The sequence below is a fragment of the Streptomyces sp. NPDC091416 genome (assembly GCF_044756845.1).
In the GTDB taxonomy this organism is placed as follows: domain Bacteria; phylum Actinomycetota; class Actinomycetes; order Streptomycetales; family Streptomycetaceae; genus Streptomyces.
Map to the genome: position 1 here is coordinate 403799 of NZ_JBIVTU010000008.1, position 15563 is coordinate 419361.

Annotated in this window: 15 protein-coding genes; 7 read left to right on the plus strand and 8 right to left on the minus strand. The window is 72.2% G+C overall.

Features of this window, described 5'->3' with window-relative positions:
* Positions 1–5: 5 nt before the first annotated feature.
* The 5 genes from ACIQMX_RS25145 to ACIQMX_RS25165 all read right to left on the minus strand — a co-directional run bounded on the left by ACIQMX_RS25145 (position 6) and on the right by ACIQMX_RS25165 (position 5819).
* Positions 6–1001, minus strand: coding sequence for an oligopeptide/dipeptide ABC transporter ATP-binding protein (locus ACIQMX_RS25145; RefSeq protein WP_402481262.1), 996 nt, complete (start codon positions 999–1001; stop codon positions 6–8).
* Entirely contained in the window at positions 998–2050 is a 1053-nt protein-coding gene (locus tag ACIQMX_RS25150; RefSeq protein ID WP_402481264.1) for an ABC transporter ATP-binding protein, read from the minus strand. The genes ACIQMX_RS25145 and ACIQMX_RS25150 overlap by 4 nt, the downstream gene beginning before the upstream one ends.
* Positions 2047–3087 (minus strand): ABC transporter permease, encoded by a 1041-nt coding sequence (locus tag ACIQMX_RS25155; RefSeq protein ID WP_402481267.1) that lies wholly within the window; start codon positions 3085–3087, stop codon positions 2047–2049. The genes ACIQMX_RS25150 and ACIQMX_RS25155 overlap by 4 nt, the downstream gene beginning before the upstream one ends.
* Complete coding sequence (locus tag ACIQMX_RS25160) at positions 3074–4042, minus strand: ABC transporter permease (protein WP_363070729.1); 969 nt, start codon at positions 4040–4042, stop codon at positions 3074–3076. Before ACIQMX_RS25160 ends, ACIQMX_RS25155 begins: the two co-directional genes overlap by 14 nt.
* A 157-nt stretch (positions 4043–4199) precedes the next feature.
* The gene (locus ACIQMX_RS25165) at positions 4200–5819 is read right to left on the minus strand and encodes an ABC transporter substrate-binding protein (protein WP_402481270.1); all 1620 of its coding nucleotides are present in this window, start codon (positions 5817–5819) and stop codon (positions 4200–4202) included.
* Between the two features lie 333 nt (positions 5820–6152).
* On the opposite strand from ACIQMX_RS25165, the gene ACIQMX_RS25170 reads away from it, so the two are divergent.
* Complete coding sequence (locus ACIQMX_RS25170) at positions 6153–7808, plus strand: class I adenylate-forming enzyme family protein (protein WP_402481273.1); 1656 nt, start codon at positions 6153–6155, stop codon at positions 7806–7808.
* 73 nt (positions 7809–7881) lie between these two features.
* Here ACIQMX_RS25170 and ACIQMX_RS25175 read toward each other — a convergent pair whose 3' ends face one another.
* Together ACIQMX_RS25175 and ACIQMX_RS25180 are read right to left on the minus strand one after the other, a co-directional pair.
* On the minus strand, positions 7882–8658 hold the full coding sequence (locus ACIQMX_RS25175; protein ID WP_363070723.1) for an SDR family oxidoreductase: 777 nt from the start codon (positions 8656–8658) through the stop codon (positions 7882–7884).
* 100 nt (positions 8659–8758) lie between these two features.
* Entirely contained in the window at positions 8759–9376 is a 618-nt protein-coding gene (locus ACIQMX_RS25180) for a TetR family transcriptional regulator (RefSeq protein WP_363070721.1), read from the minus strand.
* A 207-nt stretch (positions 9377–9583) separates the two neighbouring features.
* Between ACIQMX_RS25180 and ACIQMX_RS25185 the strand changes: the two genes are divergently transcribed.
* Positions 9584–10459, plus strand: a complete 876-nt coding sequence (locus tag ACIQMX_RS25185; RefSeq protein WP_402481277.1) for a TIGR03619 family F420-dependent LLM class oxidoreductase — start codon at positions 9584–9586, stop codon at positions 10457–10459.
* Complete coding sequence (locus tag ACIQMX_RS25190) at positions 10456–10947, plus strand: nuclear transport factor 2 family protein (protein ID WP_402481280.1); 492 nt, start codon at positions 10456–10458, stop codon at positions 10945–10947. The genes ACIQMX_RS25185 and ACIQMX_RS25190 overlap by 4 nt, the downstream gene beginning before the upstream one ends.
* 57 nt (positions 10948–11004) lie before the next feature.
* On the opposite strand, the gene ACIQMX_RS25195 is transcribed toward ACIQMX_RS25190, so the two are convergent.
* Entirely contained in the window at positions 11005–11925 is a 921-nt protein-coding gene (locus tag ACIQMX_RS25195) for an SDR family oxidoreductase (protein ID WP_363070715.1), read from the minus strand.
* A gap of 147 nt (positions 11926–12072) precedes the next feature.
* Here ACIQMX_RS25195 and ACIQMX_RS25200 point away from each other — a divergent pair, with 147 nt between their 5' ends.
* Genes ACIQMX_RS25200 through ACIQMX_RS25215 form a run of 4 tightly spaced genes read left to right on the plus strand, consistent with a single transcriptional unit; the run spans position 12073 to position 15531 of the window.
* Positions 12073–12828, plus strand: coding sequence for an enoyl-CoA hydratase family protein (locus ACIQMX_RS25200; protein WP_402481283.1), 756 nt, complete (start codon positions 12073–12075; stop codon positions 12826–12828).
* A 14-nt stretch (positions 12829–12842) separates the two neighbouring features.
* On the plus strand, positions 12843–13691 hold the full coding sequence (locus ACIQMX_RS25205; RefSeq protein ID WP_402481426.1) for a CoA transferase subunit A: 849 nt from the start codon (positions 12843–12845) through the stop codon (positions 13689–13691).
* A complete protein-coding gene (locus ACIQMX_RS25210) occupies positions 13688–14467 on the plus strand; it encodes a CoA-transferase subunit beta (RefSeq protein WP_402481286.1) in 780 nt (259 codons plus the stop codon). Before ACIQMX_RS25205 ends, ACIQMX_RS25210 begins: the two co-directional genes overlap by 4 nt.
* Complete coding sequence (locus ACIQMX_RS25215) at positions 14464–15531, plus strand: NAD(P)H-dependent flavin oxidoreductase (protein ID WP_402481289.1); 1068 nt, start codon at positions 14464–14466, stop codon at positions 15529–15531. The genes ACIQMX_RS25210 and ACIQMX_RS25215 overlap by 4 nt, the downstream gene beginning before the upstream one ends.
* The last annotated feature ends 32 nt before the right edge of the window (positions 15532–15563 follow it).

Genomic DNA, 15563 nt, shown 5'->3' on the forward strand with positions numbered 1-15563 from the left:
CTCGGTTAGACGTGGTGGCACGCGACCTGGTGGCCGGGACGGGTGTCCCTGAGCGGTGGCTCGGCCTCGGAGCACAGGTCGGTGGCCAGTGGGCAGCGGGTGCGGAAGCGGCAGCCCGACGGCGGGTCCAGGGGCGACGGGAGTTCGGCGGCCGGACCGTCGTGCGCGGCCTGCTCCCCGACGGCGCCCGGGCCGCGCTGGGCCTCGGGCAGCGAGGCGAGCAGCAGCCGGGTGTACGGGTGGACGGCCGCGTCCTGCAGCCCGTCGGACGGAAGCACCTCGCAGACCTTCCCGAGGTACATCACCATCACGCGGTCGCTGATGTTCTTCACGACGGACACGTCGTGGGCGATGAAGACCATGCTCAGCCCGCGCCGCCGCGTCGCCGTCTCCAGCAGGTTGAGGATCTGCGCCTGCACGGACACGTCGAGGCTGGAGACGGGTTCGTCGCAGATCAGCACCTCCGGGTCCAGGAGCAGTGCGCGGGCGATGCAGACGCGCTGGCACTGGCCGCCGGAGAGTTCGTGCGGTCTGCGGTCGCGCACGGTCGCCGGGTCGAGGCCGACGTCGCGCAGGGCGTCGTCGGTCCGGGTGTCCTTGTCGCGGGGGTCGTCGCCGCTCCCCCAGATGGACAGCCCCTCCCACACCAGGTCCTTGACCTTGCGGCGCGGGTTCAGGGCCGAGACCGGGTCCTGCATGATGATCTGCATCCGGGCGCGGGCCCGGCGCAGCTCCGCGGGGGCGAGGCCGGTGAGGGTCACCTCGCCGAGGCGCACGGTCCCCGAGTCCGGGGGCGGCAGCTGGATCAGGGAGCGCCCGACAGTGGACTTCCCGCAGCCGGACTCGCCGAGAATGCCCAGGGTCTCGCCCGCCGCGACCTCCAGGCAGACGCCGGATACGGCGTGCACCTTGCGGCCCCGGCCGGCCGGGTACTCCACGACGAGGTTCTCCGCGGTGAGTGCGGGCGGGCGCGGCTTCGCCGTGGTTCCTGTGGTCGTCATACGGCGGCCTCCTCGACGGCGCCCAGGGGGTGGTGGCAGGCGACCAGGCCGCCCGCGTCCTGGTCACCGTCGTATGCCGTGAGCGGCGGCGGCTCGGTGGTGCAGTGGTCGGTGGCCAGGGAGCAGCGCGGGGCGAACCGGCAGCCCGGCGGTGGATGCAGCAGGTTGGGCGGGCGGCCCTCGATGGTGGGCAGCAGGGTGTGCGGGGGCAGGTCGAGACGGGGGACGGAGGCGATCAGGGCGCTGCTGTACGGGTGCCGGGGGCGCTCGAACACGGCCTCGGTGGGCGCGTACTCGACGAGGCGGCCGGCGTACATGACCGCGACCCGGTCCGTCCGGCCGGCGACGGTGGCGAGGTCGTGGCTGATCAGGACGGTCGCCATCCTCAGGTCGCGGGCGAGCGACTGGAGGAGGTCCAGGATCTGCTTCTGCACGGTGACGTCGAGCGCGGTGGTCGGTTCGTCGGCGATGAGCAGGCGCGGGCCGCAGGCCAGGGCCATGGCGATGACGACGCGCTGGCGCATGCCGCCGGAGAGCTCGTGCGGGTACTGGCGGGCCCGCCGGGCGGGTTCGGGGATGCCCACCTGGCGGAGGAGGCCGACGGCGCGGTCCCGGGCCTCGGCGCGGCCGAGGCCGAGGTGGGCGCGGATGCTCTCGGACAGGTGCGTGCCGACCTTCTTCACCGGGTTCAGCGAGGTCATCGGGTCCTGGAAGACCATCGCGACCTCGGTGCCCCACAGGGCTCTGCGGCCGGACGGGCTCAGCGCGTGGACGTCCTTGCCTCCGAGCAGGACCGTTCCGGAGACGGTGGTGCCGGGGCCGTCGGTGATCAGGCCCATGAGGGTGCGGCCGAGGACCGACTTGCCGGAGCCGGACTCGCCGACGATGCCGAGGGTCTCGCCCTCGGACAGCGACAGGCCGACCCCGTCGACGGCCTGTACGGGGCCGCGCGGTGTGTGGAAGGCGGTGCGTACGCCGGTGGCGGTCAGCAGCACGGACGGGCCGGGGCCGTCGGGTGCCGTGCCGGCGGGCAGCGGTGGGGTCGTCACAGTTTCACGCTCCGGGAGTCCCAGCGCCCGCGAGCCTTCTCGCCGACGATGTTGAAGGCGAAGACGGTGAGGAAGAGGAACGCACCCGGTACGAGCACGATGTGCGGGTGGTCCTCGAAGACCCGCCCCTCCCCCTCCGCGATCATGTTTCCCCAGGTGGGTTCGGGCGGCTGGATGCCGAGCCCGAGGAAGCTGAGCGAGGCCTCGGCGACGATGAGGACCGAGATCATCACCACCGCCAGGGACAGCAGCGGCAGCAGGACGTTGGGCAGCAGTTCGCGCAGCATGATGCGGGAGCGGGTGGCGCCCATGGCGCGGGCCGCGACGACGAACTCCCGGTTGGCGTAGGCCATCGTGGTGGCGCGGGCGAGTCGGACCATGCCGGGGATGGTGAGCAGGGCCAGCGAGAGGGCGACATTGCGCAGATGCGGCTCCAGCACGGTGGCCAGGGCGATGAGCAGGATCAGCGGGGGCACGGCGAGCAGGGAGTTGGTGGCGATGCCCACCGCCCGGTCGACGCTCTTCTGGAAGTAGCCGGCCACCATGCCGATCGCGCCGCCGATGACCGTGCCGACGGCGACCGCGGACAGCGAGATGACCAGCGAGGACCGTGCCCCGTACAGGGACCGGGCGAGCAGGTCGAGACCGAAGGCGTTCGTGCCGAGAGGGTTGGCCCCGGTGAACGCCGGGGTGGCGAAGGCCGGTTCGAGGACGGTGCTCGCGACGTCGCGGTCCTCGCCGAGCGGCAGCAACGGGGCGAGAAGGATCGCGAGTCCGAGCACGACGAGCCAGCCCGCGCCGAACCAGAACACCAGGTCGAAGCCGGGGCCGGACCAGATCCTGCCTAGCCTGGACGCTCCGGCGAACGCCATGCCGAGGCCCAGGAGGGCGATGGCCGCCTTGACGGGCGTCACGAGCTGGGGTGTGGTCGCGCCGAACCCGAGCAGGACGAGGCCGGCGACGGTGAGGGTCAGGGCGGTGAGCAGGGGCGTCGGGAAGGCGGCCCGCGTACGCGGGGCGAGGTCAGATATGGACACGTCGCGTCCTCGGGTCGAGGTAGCCGTAGGAGAGGTCGATGCCGGCGTTGATCACCACGTAGATGACGGCGATGGTGAGCACGGCGCCCTGGACCATCGGGTAGTCGCCCTGGCCCGCGGCGTTGACGACGAGGGTTCCCATGCCGGGCAGCCCGAAGAGGTACTCGACGACGACGGTGCTGCCGATGAGCCGGCCGAGGCTGAGGCCGAGCAGGGTGACCAGGGAGAAGGAGGAGGGGCGCAGGGCGTCGGTGAACAGGATGCGCAGCGGGTGCATGCCCTTGGCGCGGGCTGCCAGGATGTAGTCCTCCCGCAGGGTCACGATGAGGTCGCCGCGCAGCACTCTTGTGAACATGGCGAGTTCGGCAAGCGCCACGGTCAGTGCCGGCAGGAAGGCGTGGTGCAGGTTGCCCAGCAGGTCGCCGTCGCCGAGCCGGATCCATTCGGAACGCGGGAACCAGCCGGCCGAGTTGACCAGGAGCATGATCAGCAGCAGCCCGGCGAGGAAGCCGGGCACGGAGAGCACCCCGAAGGTGCCGGCGCCGATGATCCGGTCGGCGGCCGAGTTCTCCCGGTACGCCGACCACATGGCCAGCGGCACGGCGATCAGCAGGGCGATGAGCAGTCCGAGCGCGGCGATCTCGAAGCTGACGGGCAGCGCGGAAAGGACGCGGTCGGTGACCTCGCTCTGCGGCGGTACGACGGACCGGCCCAGGTCCCCGGTCAGAACACCGCCCAGCCAGTCGAGGTAGCGGGTGACCAGCGACTGGTCGAGGCCCAGTTCCGTGCGGAGCTCGGCGTATTCGGCGGGCGACCGGCCGCCGCCGAGGATGTCGACGGCGGGGTCGCCGGGCAGCAGGACCACCAGGGAGAAGACCCCCATGCTCGCGATGAGGAGCACGCCCGCCAGTTCCAGGACTTTGAGGGCCGGCCGGCGCAGCGCAGCGGGACTCATGGGTTCCTCCAGATCTGCCCGGTGGCGGCACACGGGTCTACGGGATGCGCACCACGGTGCGGTGAGGCTATGGGCGGGCGGTCCGGCCGGCCCAGGGCGGTGTCCCGGTGAGCGGGAGCGCTCCGGCTACCGGCGGGGCCGGCCGGGCCTCGGGACGTCACTTGGCGATCCACGCCTCGCCGAAGAGGGTCATGTACTCGTCGGTGGGCACGACACCGTGCACGTTCTTGCCCCAGGCGGTGAAGGCGGCGCTCGCGCCCAGGTTCACCAGCGGGACGTCCTCGTTGAACAGGGTCTGGACCTCGTCGAGGATCTTCTGGGTCTCCGCGTCGCTGTCCGCCGCCTGGAGCCGGACCAGCAGGGCGTCCATCCTCGGGTTGGCGTATCCGCCGGGGTTGCCGTAGCTCGTGGAGTTCAGGACGCTCTGGAGGCGGTGGTACGGGTCGCTCTCGGAGATGCTCGCCGCCCCGCGGCTGAGGTCGAAGTCGTGCTCCACGTAGGTCTTCGACGTCCGGTCGGCGATCGAGGAGACCAGGTCGAGTTTCACGGTGAAGCCGACGCGTTCCAGCGCGGCCTTGGTGACGACGCCCTTGGCCCGGGACACGGGGTCGGTGCCGTCCATGTAGGTGACCGTGCCGTCGTAGCCGTCCTTCCTGGCCTCGGCGAGCAGCTTCTTCGCCTGGTCGAGGTCGACGCCCAGCGGCTTGACCCGGGAGTGCAGGCGCGATTCCGGCGGAAAGATCTCCTTGCCGGGCAGGCCCTTGCCGTTGTAGGCGCGTTCGGTGTCGAGCTCCGGGTCGAGCGCCAGGGCCATCGCCTTGCGCACGCGCAGGTCGGCGCCGGGCCGGCCCTCGCGGGTGTTGATGACGACCATGTTGCCGAGACCGGTGAGGGTCAGCTCGCCCGGGTGGCCCGCCTTCACGGCCTCGTCGACGACATCGGGGCTGCGCATGTACGTCAGGTCGACGGTGCCGTCCTGGAGCGACTCCAGTTTGGTGCGGTCGGACTGCGGCCAGGTGAACCGGAGTGCGTCGAGGTGGGGCCTGCCCTTGAAGTAGTTCTTGTTGGCCTTGAGGACCATCTCCTCCTGGGGGGCGTAGGTGCCCAGGACGAAGGGTCCGGCCCCGATGGGCTTGAAGGTCTTCCCGGCGTACGCGGCGGGGGCCACGATCATTCCGGGCGCCTGGGCGAGCATCGCGGGGAACGTGGCCCAGGGGGTGCGGAGGGTGAAGACGACGGTGGTGTCGTCGGTCGCCTCGGTCTTCGCCACGTTCGGTGCGAGCAGCGCGGTGTCGGCGCCCTTGCTCTTGCGGTACCAGGCGATGGACGCGGTCACGGCGTCGGCGTCGAGCGGGGTGCCGTCGGAGAACTTCACGCCCTCACGGAGCTTCAGCGTCCAGGTCTTCAGGTCGTCGCTGCTGCGCAGTGACTCGGCGAGCTGGGGTTCGTACTTCTTCGCCGCGGTGTCGTACCGCATCAGTACGTCGTACACGGCGGCGAGCGCCGAGCCCCCGGACGCTCCGGTGGCGTAGGTGACGGCGGGGCTGAGGCTGCGGGCCTCGGCGTAGTCGGCGATGCGCAGGGTGCCGCCTTCGACGGGGGCGCCACCGTCCGGCTGGTCGCCGATCAGCCCGAAGGTGTAGCGGCCGCGCTCGGTCTTCTGCGTCTTCGCGCCGTCGGACTTCCCGGTGCCGGACGCTACGCACGCGGAGGTGAGCATCGCCGCGACGGCCAGGGTGGCGGCGAGGCGGACTCGCGGCCGTGGTGCTCGCTTCATTTCTTCCTCCATGAGCCCGGGCCGGTCGGACCGGTGCCGGAAGGTGGGAAAGACGGGTGCCTGAAGGCAGGTGGCACCGGGGCAGGAAGGCCCGGGGCCGGAGCAGGTGGGGGGACGCTACGGCCGTCGAAATCCGGCCGACGTGACCTATCCCACTCACCGGGAACCCCGCGATGCCTCCGTGGCCCGCCCGTCGCCGTCGTTGTCGCCGGGTCGCCGGCGTGCAACGGTGTCCCAGTGACCGGAATCGGCCATGAGGAGAGAGCCCGGCACTGCTGACACTGACCTCGACCGCGATCCCAGTGGAGTTCGAGACGCACCAGGAGTCACCTGATGTCCAGCGATACGGATCACCCCACGGCCGCTCCCGCCGGGGCGGCCGAGATCATGGGCCGGCTCACCGGCCCGGGCGCCCGCTTCGAGCTGTCCGAGGCCGACGTGCTGGGGACCCGGCTGCCGGTGTTCACCCATCGGCAGCGGGCTCTGCACGAGGTGCTGCACGCATCGCTCGCCCATGCCGGCCGGGAGTACATCGTCACCGCGGACCGGCGGATCACCTTCGCCGAGCACGCCGTCCAGGTCGCCTCGCTGGCCCAGGTGCTGCGGGAGGAGTACGGCATCGCCGAGGGCGACCGGGTGGCGATCGCCGCCGCCAACTCCCCCGAGTGGATCCAGACGTTCTGGGCCACGGTTTCGATCGGCGCGGTGGCCGTCGGGTTCAACGCCTGGTGGTCGGCGCGGGAGATGGCGTACGGCATCGAGAACGCGGAGCCGGCGCTGGTCGTGGCCGATGCCCGGCAGTCGGAAAAGCTGGCCGACTGCACGGTGCCTGTGCTGTCCGTGGAGCACGACATCAGCCGCTTCGTCGCGGCGCACCCCGACGCACCGTTGCCGTCCGCCAGTGTCGCCGAGGACGACCCCGCCGTCATCCTCTACACCTCGGGGACCTCGGGCCGCCCCAAGGGGGCCGTGCACACCCATCGCAACCTGCTGGCCGTCGTCGAGTACCACCGTCTCAACGACGCGCTGTTCCACGAGTTCGGCGACCCGCTGTCGGCCGAGGACCGCGTCTATCTGCTGACGCTGCCGCTGTTCCACATCGCGAGCCTGCACAATCTGGCCGTGCCGAGGCTCGCCACCGGCAGCAGGATCGCCCTGCACCAGGGCAGGTTCGACGTGGACGCCATCCTCGGCATGGTCGAGCGCGAGCGGGTCACCAACTGGGGTGCGGTGCCGACCATGGCCCACCGGATGCTCGAACACGGCGGGGCGCACCGCTACGACACGTCCTCGCTGACGGCGTTCGCGCTGGCCTCCGCGCCGTCGTCGACCGCGTTCAAGGAGCAGCTGCGACAGAACCTGCCGTTCGCGAAGGACTCGCTGGTGGACAGCTACGGGCTGACCGAGACGTGCACGGCCGTGGCGGCGGCGAACCCGCAGGAGCTGGCGGCGGCACCCGGCACACTGGGCCGGCCCGTCACCGGGGTACGGCTGGAGATCCGCGACCCGGCCGGTGGGGTGCTCGGCGAGGGCGAGGAGGGCGAAGTCTGCGTCCGCAGCCAGTTCAACATGCTGGGCTACTGGCGCAATCCCGAGGCCACCGCCGGTGCCATCGACGCGGACCGCTGGCTGCGCACCGGGGACCTGGGGCAGTTGCGGGAGGGGCGGCTGTATCTCAGCAGCCGGCGCTCCGATCTGATCATCCGCGGTGGCGAGAACGTCTATCCGGCCGAGATCGAGACGGTGCTCATGGAGCACCCGGACGTCCGGGAGTGCCTGGTGCTGGGGGTGCCGCATCCCGACCTCGGGCAGGAGGTGGCCGCTGTCGTGGTGCTCGTGCCGGGTGCGACGACGACGCCGGAGACGCTGCGGGAGTTCGCGGCGGCGGAACTGGCCTACTTCAAGGTGCCCAAGCAGTGGCGGCTGACCGCGGACGCGCTGCCGCGCAACGCGACGGGCAAGGTGATCCGCACCAAGGTCCGCGTCTGACCGGCCCGGCGGACGTACGCATGCACGCACGGTGCCCCGGTCGCGGACGCGGCCGGGGCACCGTGCGTACGTCTCAGAAGCCGGCGGGCCCGCGCAGGGTCGCCTCGGCGCCCCCGTCGACGTACACCACCTGCCCGGTGATGTGGCTGTTTCCTTCGGAGGCCAGGAAGAGCACGGCCCGTGCGACGTCCTCCGGCCGCAGATAGCCGTTGAGCGGCATGGGTACCGCCGCGTCCATGACCTTCTTCATCTCCGGGTCGTCGAAGAGTCCCGCGCTCATCGGGGTGAGGACGATGCCGGGCGCGACGACGTTCACGGGAATCCCCGCGTCGGCCCAGCCCTCGGCGACGGCGGTGCGCCGCGCCCACTGGGCGAGCGCCGCCTTGGACGAGGGGTAGAGCTGCCGCGCGCGGCCGTCGGCCACGGCCAGCTCGGCATGGTGCAGGGCCGTGGTCTCGTCGCCGGCCAGACAGGCGGCGACGACCTGCGGGTCGTGGGGCTGGGTGCCGGAGATCGAGCCGATGGCCACGACGCGGGGCCGCTCGGCCGCCGCGAGGGCGGGGCGCAGCGCGGTGAGGAACTCGGTGGTGCCGAAGTAGTTGACGGTGACCATCGCCGTCCCCGGCACGGACGTTCCGGCGCACGTGACGACCGCGTCCACCACTCCGCCGGCCGCTTCGACGGCCGCGGACGCGGCTGCGGCGCGCCCGTCGGGTGTGGAAAGGTCCGCCTCGACGTCACCGCCGCGCAGGTCCACGCCGGTCACACGGTCTCCCCGCTCGCGGAACAGGGCGGTGAGGGCGGCACCGATCCCGGAACCGGATCCGGTGACGACGACGTTGCGCGGCATGAGTACTCCTCGGGTGGGTCGGGACTACTGGCCCCGGCACCGTAGGAGGTCCGGCGCGGCACCGTCTGCCGTCGTCCCGCTGACCGGGCGGCCCCGGCCGTCAGGCGCGCCGTTCGGCGAGGACCGGGCCGAGGAGCAGGCGGCAGGCCAGCCTGATGCCGTCCTGCGCCGCCTCGGCCGAGGAACGCTCGTACAGGACGGTGGTGAGCAGGCCGTACCAGGCCTGTTCCAGGATGCGGACCACGCGCCGGTCCTGGTCACAGGGGTCGGACACCCCCGCCGTGCGCAGGACCAGGTCCGCGATGATCTCGTCCGTGTGGCGGCCGGTACCGCCGTCGGCGCTGTGGGAGACGTTGTTCGACTGGATCATCGCCAGGGCCAGCAGCGGCTGTTCGAAGAGCTGCCGGCTCGCGCCCGTGAGCAGTTCGCTCACCGCCTCCACCGGGCCGGTGCCGGGCGGTGGCGGCGGGGTTCCGTCATCGAGCCGCCGCACCTGGTCGTGCAGCACGGCGGCGAACAGGTGGGTCTTGGACGGGAAGTAGCGGTACAGGGTGGCGATCGCGACGCCGGACCGCCGGGCCACGTCGTGCATCTGCACGCCTTCGAGGCCGTGTACGGCTCCGAGGTGCGCCGCGGAACGCAGGATGCCGGCGTAGCGCTGGCGCTGCTTGGGCGAGCGGGGGTGCGCGGGGGTTCTCTCGCAGTTCGTTCGGGGCACGGTGCTGACGTCCTTCCGCCGGCCGCCGATGTTCCCGTGCGGCGCGCGGGGCCGGTGGGTCCCGTTCCGTTGAGTGGGACCGGGCGGCAGCCCCTGGTCCGAGGCGCTTCCCGCCCAGCGGGACGGGGCCTGCGCGCGTCGGGGCTGCGGACTTGGATGAACTCTCGCGTTCCGTCCCGTCACGTTCCGCTCCAGAGAGGTACCCCTATGCGGCTCGGCATCAACAGTCCCGTCGTCACGGCCGTTCCCGGTGTCCATTCCCCGTGGGAGCGCACGGCCGGCATCGAGGAGCTGGGAGCGGTCGCCGAGGCCGCGGACCGGCTCGGCTTCGACCATCTGACCTGTTCGGAGCATGTCGCGGTGCCCACGGACATCGCCGGGCAGCGCGGCGGCACGTACTGGGACCCGCTCTCCACGTTCGGCTATCTGGCGGCCCGGACCGAACGTATCCGGTTCGCCACCCAGGTCCTGGTCCTCGGCTACCACCATCCGCTGGAGATCGCGAAGCGCTACGGCACGCTGGACCGCCTCTGTGGCGGCCGGGTCGTCCTGGGGCTCGGTGTGGGCAGTCTGGAGGAGGAGTTCCGGCTGCTCGGGGCCGCGTTCGAGGGCCGGGGCGCGGTCGCGGACGACGCCCTCGCGGCTCTGCGGGCGTCCCTGTCCCGGCGGGAACCCGCCTACCACGGCGAGCACTTCGACTACGCGGGCCTCGTCGTGGAGCCGCACGCCGTGCAGGACCGGGTACCGCTGTGGATCGGTGGCCGCACCCCGCGTTCGCTGCGCCGGGCGGTGGCGTTCGGGGACGGCTGGGTACCGTTCGGGCTGCCGCTGGAGCGGCTGGGCGAGATGGTCCGGGCCGCCTCGCTGCCCGACGGCTTCGAGGTGGTGCTGAGCGCGGGCCGCCCGCTCGATCCGTCGGGCGATCCGGACGGCGCGGCCGAGGCGTTGCGGAAGGTGTCCGAGGCCGGGGCCACCCTGGCCGGTGTCTCGCTGACGGCCGGGTCGGCGAGCCATTACGCCGAGCAGCTGGAGGCCCTCGCCGCGATCGCGGGCCTCACTGCGGGCGCGGAGGCACGGGCATGAGCGAGGACCGGCTCGCCGCGCTCGAAGCACGGCTCGGGGCACTGGAGGACGAGCGTGACATCGCCCGCGCGATGGCCTCGTACGGCCCGCTGGTGGACGGGGGCGACGCGGACGGTGTCGCGGCGCTGTGGGCGCCGGACGGGGTGTACGACATCGACGAGATCTTCCTCGCGGGCCGGGAGCGCGTCCGTGAGATGGTCCGCTCCCCCGCGCACCAGGGGTGGATCCGGCAGGGCTGCGCCCATGTCGTGGGCCCGCCGCACATCACGGTGGACGGCGACGAGGCCGTGGCGGTGTGCCACTCGCTGATGGTGGTGCACGAGCCGGGCCGGTACGTGGTGCGCCGGGCGACGGCCAACCACTGGCGGCTGCGGCGCACGCCGTCGGGGTGGCAGGTCGTGACCCGTACCAACCGCATCCTGGACGGCCGCGCGGAGTCCCCCGCGCTGCTGGTGGCCGGAGTGCGGGGCGAGCCGGCCGCGTCCTGAACGCCTGTGCCCGCGCGGGGTGGTGACGACCCGGTCACCACCCCGCGCCGCGGTGTGTCAGGAGGCGCCGTACACCGGCTGCGGGGTCCCGGCCGCCGCCAGCAGACCGGTCACCGCCTCTCCGGCCTCGGCCGGGGTCCAGCGGGCGCCCTTGTCGGCGGTGGGGCCGGGCCGCCAGCCCTCCATCACGGTGATCCGCCCCGCCTCGGTCTCGAAGACCCGGCCGCTGACCCCGTGGGACGCGGCGGAGCCCAGCCAGACGACGAGCGGCGAGACGTTCTCCGGGGCCATCGCGTCGAAGACGCCCTCGCCGGGGGCGGCCATCGTCTCGGCGAACGTCGCCTCGGTCATCCGGGTCCGGGCGGCCGGGGCGATCGCGTTGACCTGGACCCCGTAGCGGCCCATCTCGGCGGCGGCCACCAGGGTCAGTCCCACGATGCCCGCCTTGGCGGCCGCGTAGTTGCCCTGGCCGACGCTGCCCAGCAGCCCGGCCCCGGAGCTGGTGTTGACGACCCGGGCGGCCGGTGTCCGGCCTGCCTTGGCCTCGGCGCGCCAGTGCGCCGCCGCGTGCTTGAGCGGCAGGAAATGACCCTTGAGGTGGACGCGCATCACCGCGTCCCAGTCGTCCTCGTCCAGGTTGACCAGCATCCGGTCGCGGAGGAATCCGGCGTTGTTGACGAGCGTGTCGAGCCGGCCGAAGGAGTCGAGCGCTGCGGCGACGAGGGAGGCGGCGCCCTCGGAGGTGGCGATGTCACCGTTGTGGGCGACCGCCTCGCCTCCGGCCGCGCGGATCTCCTTCACGACCTGCTGCGCGGGACCGGTGCCCGAGCCGGAGCCGTCGAGGCCCACCCCCAGGTCGTTGACGACGACTTTCGCGCCCTCGGCGGCGAGGGCCAGGGCATGGGCGCGGCCGAGTCCACGGCCTGCGCCGGTGACGACGGCGACGCGTCCGGCGCACAGGGCGGTCGGTGAGGTCATGACGAGTGTCCTTTCGACGGGCGGCGAGCGGCGGAGCCGGTACGGGCGCCGGTACCACTGAGTGGCATGACACCCTCCCGCGGCGTTCGTATCGCTGCTACCTTTTGGGCCTAACAAACGTTTGGTGGAAAGGTAGCTGATCTGCTCATGGGTGTCTCCACCTCCGTCCCACGCGAGGGCGTCGCCCTCGTCACCGTGGACTTCCCTCCGGTCAACGCCCTGCCCGTAGAGGGCTGGTACGACCTGGCCGCGGCGGTACGCGCCGCCGGGGCCGACCCGGACATCCGCTGCGTCGTGCTGGCCGCCGAGGGACGCGGTTTCAACGCGGGCGTGGACATCAAGGAGATGCAGCGCGCGACCGGGCCCGAGGCGCTGATCGGCGCCAACCGGGGCTGCTTCGAGGCGTTCGCGGCCGTCTACGAGTGCGAGGTCCCCGTGGTCGCCGCCGTGCAGGGCTTCTGCCTGGGCGGCGGCATCGGCCTGGTGGGCAACGCGGACGTGATCGTGGCGGCCGAGGACGCGGCGTTCGGTCTGCCCGAGCTGGACCGCGGCGCGCTCGGCGCCGCCACGCACCTGGCCCGGCTGGTCCCGCAGCACCTGATGCGGACCCTCTACTACACCTCGCGCACCGTGACCGCGGAGGAACTGCACCGGCACGGCTCGGTGTTCGCCGTCGTGCCGCGCGAGCGGCTGACCGGGGAGGCGCTGGAACTGGCCGCGGAGATCGCCGCCAAGGACGGCTACCTGATCCGGCTGGCCAAGGCCGCCATCAACGGCATCGACCCCGTCGACGTACGCCGCAGTTACCGCTTCGAGCAGGGCTTCACCTTCGAGGCCAACCTCAGCGGCGTCGCCGACCGTGTGCGCGACACCTTCGGCACGGACAAGGAGCAGCAGACGTGACACAGGACAAGACGATGACGGCCGACGATGTCGTCGGCCGGCTGGAGAGCGGGATGACGATCGGCATCGGCGGCTGGGGCTCGCGCCGCAAGCCGATGGCCCTGGTGCGGGCGCTGCTGCGCTCGGACGTCACCGACCTGACCGTGGTGTCCTACGGCGGCCCGGACGTGGGGCTGCTCGCGGCGGCGGGGAAGATCCGCAAACTGGTCGCGGCCTTCGGGACGCTCGACTCGATACCGCTGGAGCCGCACTTCACGGCGGCCCGGCAGCGCGGCGCCTTCGAGATGGTCGAGATGGACGAGGCGATGATGATGTGGAGCCTGACGGCGGGCGCGCAGCGGCTGCCGTTCATGCCGGTGCGCGCCGGGATGGGCTCGGACCTGATGGAGGTCAACCCCGCCCTGCGTACGGTCACCTCACCGTACGAGGACGGCGAGAAGCTGGTCGCGGCCCCGGCGCTGCGGCTGGACGCGGCACTGGTCCACCTCAACCGCTCCGACGTGCAGGGCAACGGGCAGTACCTGGGCCCCGACCCGTACTTCGACGACCTGTTCTGCGAGGCCGCCGACCAGGGATTCGTCTCCTGCGAACAGATCGTGGAGACGGCGGACCTGCTGAAGGAGCACGGGCCGCAGACGCTGCTGATCAAGCGGATGTTCGTGGACGGGGTCATCGAGACCCCGAACGGCGCGCACTTCACTTCCTGCGTGCCCGACCACGACCGGGACGAGGCCTTCCAGCGCGCCTACGTCAAGGCCGCCCGCGACCCCGAGGCCTGGCCCGCCTTCGTCGAACGGTTCCTGTCCGGGGACGAAGCCGCCTACCAGGCCGCCGTCACCGCGTTCCACCAGGAGGAAGCATGAGCGGCACCGAGACCACCGGCATCCAGGCGCCGAGCCGCGCCGAGTACTGCGTGGTGGCCTGCGCAGAGGCCTGGCGGGACGCGGGCGAGATCCTCGCCAGCCCCATGGGCACCGTTCCGGCCATCGGTGCCCGGCTGGCGCGGCTGACCTTCTCCCCCGAGCTGCTGCTGACCGACGGGGAGGCGCTGCTCGTCGCCGACACCCCGGCGGTGGGGGCCAAGCCGGGGAGCGTTGAGGGCTGGCTGCCGTTCCGCCAGCATCTGACGCTGACCGCCACGGGCCGCCGGCACGTCATGATGGGCGCCAGTCAGATCGACCGGCACGGCAACCAGAACATCTCCTGCATCGGCGACTGGGCCAGGCCCGCCCGCCAGCTGCTCGGGGTGCGCGGCGCCCCCGTCAACACCCTGAACAATCGGACGAGTTACTGGGTGCCCAAGCACTCGGCGCGGGTGTTCGTGGAGCACGTGGACATGGTCAGCGGGGTCGGATACGAGCGGGCGGCCGCGGCCGGTCCGTCCGCGACCCGCTTCCACCGGATCCCCGAAGTCGTCAGCAATCTGGGCGTCTTCGACTTCGAGACCCCGGACCGGACGATGCGGCTGCGCTCCCTGCACCCCGGCGTGAGCCTCGAACAGGTCACCGGGGCAACCGGGTTCGCTCTCGCAGTCCCGGACGAGGTCCCGTTCACGCGGGAGCCCACGGCCGCCGAACTCCGGCTGATCCGTGAGGTCATCGACCCCAGAGGGCTGCGCGAGCGCGAGGTCCCGGCATGAGCGGGCCCGTGCCGTTTCCCACCGCGCTCACCGAGCTGACCGGGGTGCGGTACCCGATCGTGCAGACCGGCATGGGGTGGGTGGCCGGTCCCCGGCTCGTCTCGGCCTCCGCGAACGCGGGCGCGCTCGGCATCCTGGCCTCCGCGACGATGACCGTCGAGCAGCTCCGCGCGGCGGTCCGCGAGGTCAGGTCCCGTACGGACGCGCCGTTCGGCGTCAATCTCCGGGCGGACGCGGGCGACGCGGGCGAGCGGGTCCGGATCATCATCGACGAGGGGGTCAAGGTGGCGTCCTTCGCGCTCGCCCCGTCCAAGGACCTGATCGCCCGGCTGAAGGACGCCGGCGTCGTCGTCATCCCGTCCATCGGCGCCCGCCGGCACGCGGAGAAGGTCGCCGCGTGGGGAGCCGACGCGGTGATGGTCCAGGGCGGCGAGGGTGGCGGCCACACGGGCGAGGTGGCCACCACCGTGCTGCTCCCCCAGGTGGTGGACGCCGTCGGCATCCCGGTGATCGCGGCGGGCGGCTTCCGCGACGGCCGCGGTCTGGTCGCCGCACTGGCCTACGGTGCGGCCGGGATCGGCATGGGGACCCGCTTCCTGCTCACCTCCGACAGCACGGTCCCGGACGCGGTGAAGGCGAAGTACCTGGCCGCCACCGTCAAGGACGTCACGGTCACCACTCAGGTGGACGGCCTGCCGCACCGCATGCTCCGTACCGCCATGGTCGACTCCCTGGAACGTTCCGGGCGCGTCACCTCGACCCTGCGGGCACTGCGGCACGCCTCGGCCTTCCGGAAGGAGTCCGGTGCGAGCTGGCCCCAGCTGGTCCGCGACGGGATGGCGATGAAACACGGCAGGGAACTGAGCTGGAGCCAGGTGCTGCTGGCCGCCAACACCCCGATGCTTCTGAAGGCCTCACTGGTCGAGGGGCGTACGGACATCGGAGTGATGGCCTCGGGGCAGGTGGCGGGCCTGATCGAGGATCTGCCGTCCTGTTCGGAGCTGGTCGGGCGGATCATGGACGAGGCACGGGCGACGCTGAAGGCGCTGCCGGGTCCGGGCTGACGCGACGGCCGTCCCAGGGCGTGTTCCGAAGG

Excerpts from the sequence above, each read along its gene's own strand:
- ACIQMX_RS25145 (WP_402481262.1), bottom strand. The coding sequence starts at position 1,001 with ATGACGACCACAGGAACCACGGCGAAGCCGCGCCCGCCCGCACTCACC.
- ACIQMX_RS25160 (WP_363070729.1), bottom strand. The coding sequence starts at position 4,042 with ATGAGTCCCGCTGCGCTGCGCCGGCCGGCCCTCAAAGTCCTGGAACTG.
- ACIQMX_RS25165 (WP_402481270.1), bottom strand. The coding sequence starts at position 5,819 with ATGAAGCGAGCACCACGGCCGCGAGTCCGCCTCGCCGCCACCCTGGCC.
- ACIQMX_RS25170 (WP_402481273.1), top strand. The coding sequence starts at position 6,153 with ATGTCCAGCGATACGGATCACCCCACGGCCGCTCCCGCCGGGGCGGCC.
- ACIQMX_RS25175 (WP_363070723.1), bottom strand. The coding sequence starts at position 8,658 with ATGCCGCGCAACGTCGTCGTCACCGGATCCGGTTCCGGGATCGGTGCC.
- ACIQMX_RS25185 (WP_402481277.1), top strand. The coding sequence starts at position 9,584 with ATGCGGCTCGGCATCAACAGTCCCGTCGTCACGGCCGTTCCCGGTGTC.
- ACIQMX_RS25190 (WP_402481280.1), top strand. The coding sequence starts at position 10,456 with ATGAGCGAGGACCGGCTCGCCGCGCTCGAAGCACGGCTCGGGGCACTG.
- ACIQMX_RS25195 (WP_363070715.1), bottom strand. The coding sequence starts at position 11,925 with ATGACCTCACCGACCGCCCTGTGCGCCGGACGCGTCGCCGTCGTCACC.
- ACIQMX_RS25200 (WP_402481283.1), top strand. The coding sequence starts at position 12,073 with ATGGGTGTCTCCACCTCCGTCCCACGCGAGGGCGTCGCCCTCGTCACC.
- ACIQMX_RS25205 (WP_402481426.1), top strand. The coding sequence starts at position 12,843 with ATGACGGCCGACGATGTCGTCGGCCGGCTGGAGAGCGGGATGACGATC.
- ACIQMX_RS25210 (WP_402481286.1), top strand. The coding sequence starts at position 13,688 with ATGAGCGGCACCGAGACCACCGGCATCCAGGCGCCGAGCCGCGCCGAG.
- ACIQMX_RS25215 (WP_402481289.1), top strand. The coding sequence starts at position 14,464 with ATGAGCGGGCCCGTGCCGTTTCCCACCGCGCTCACCGAGCTGACCGGG.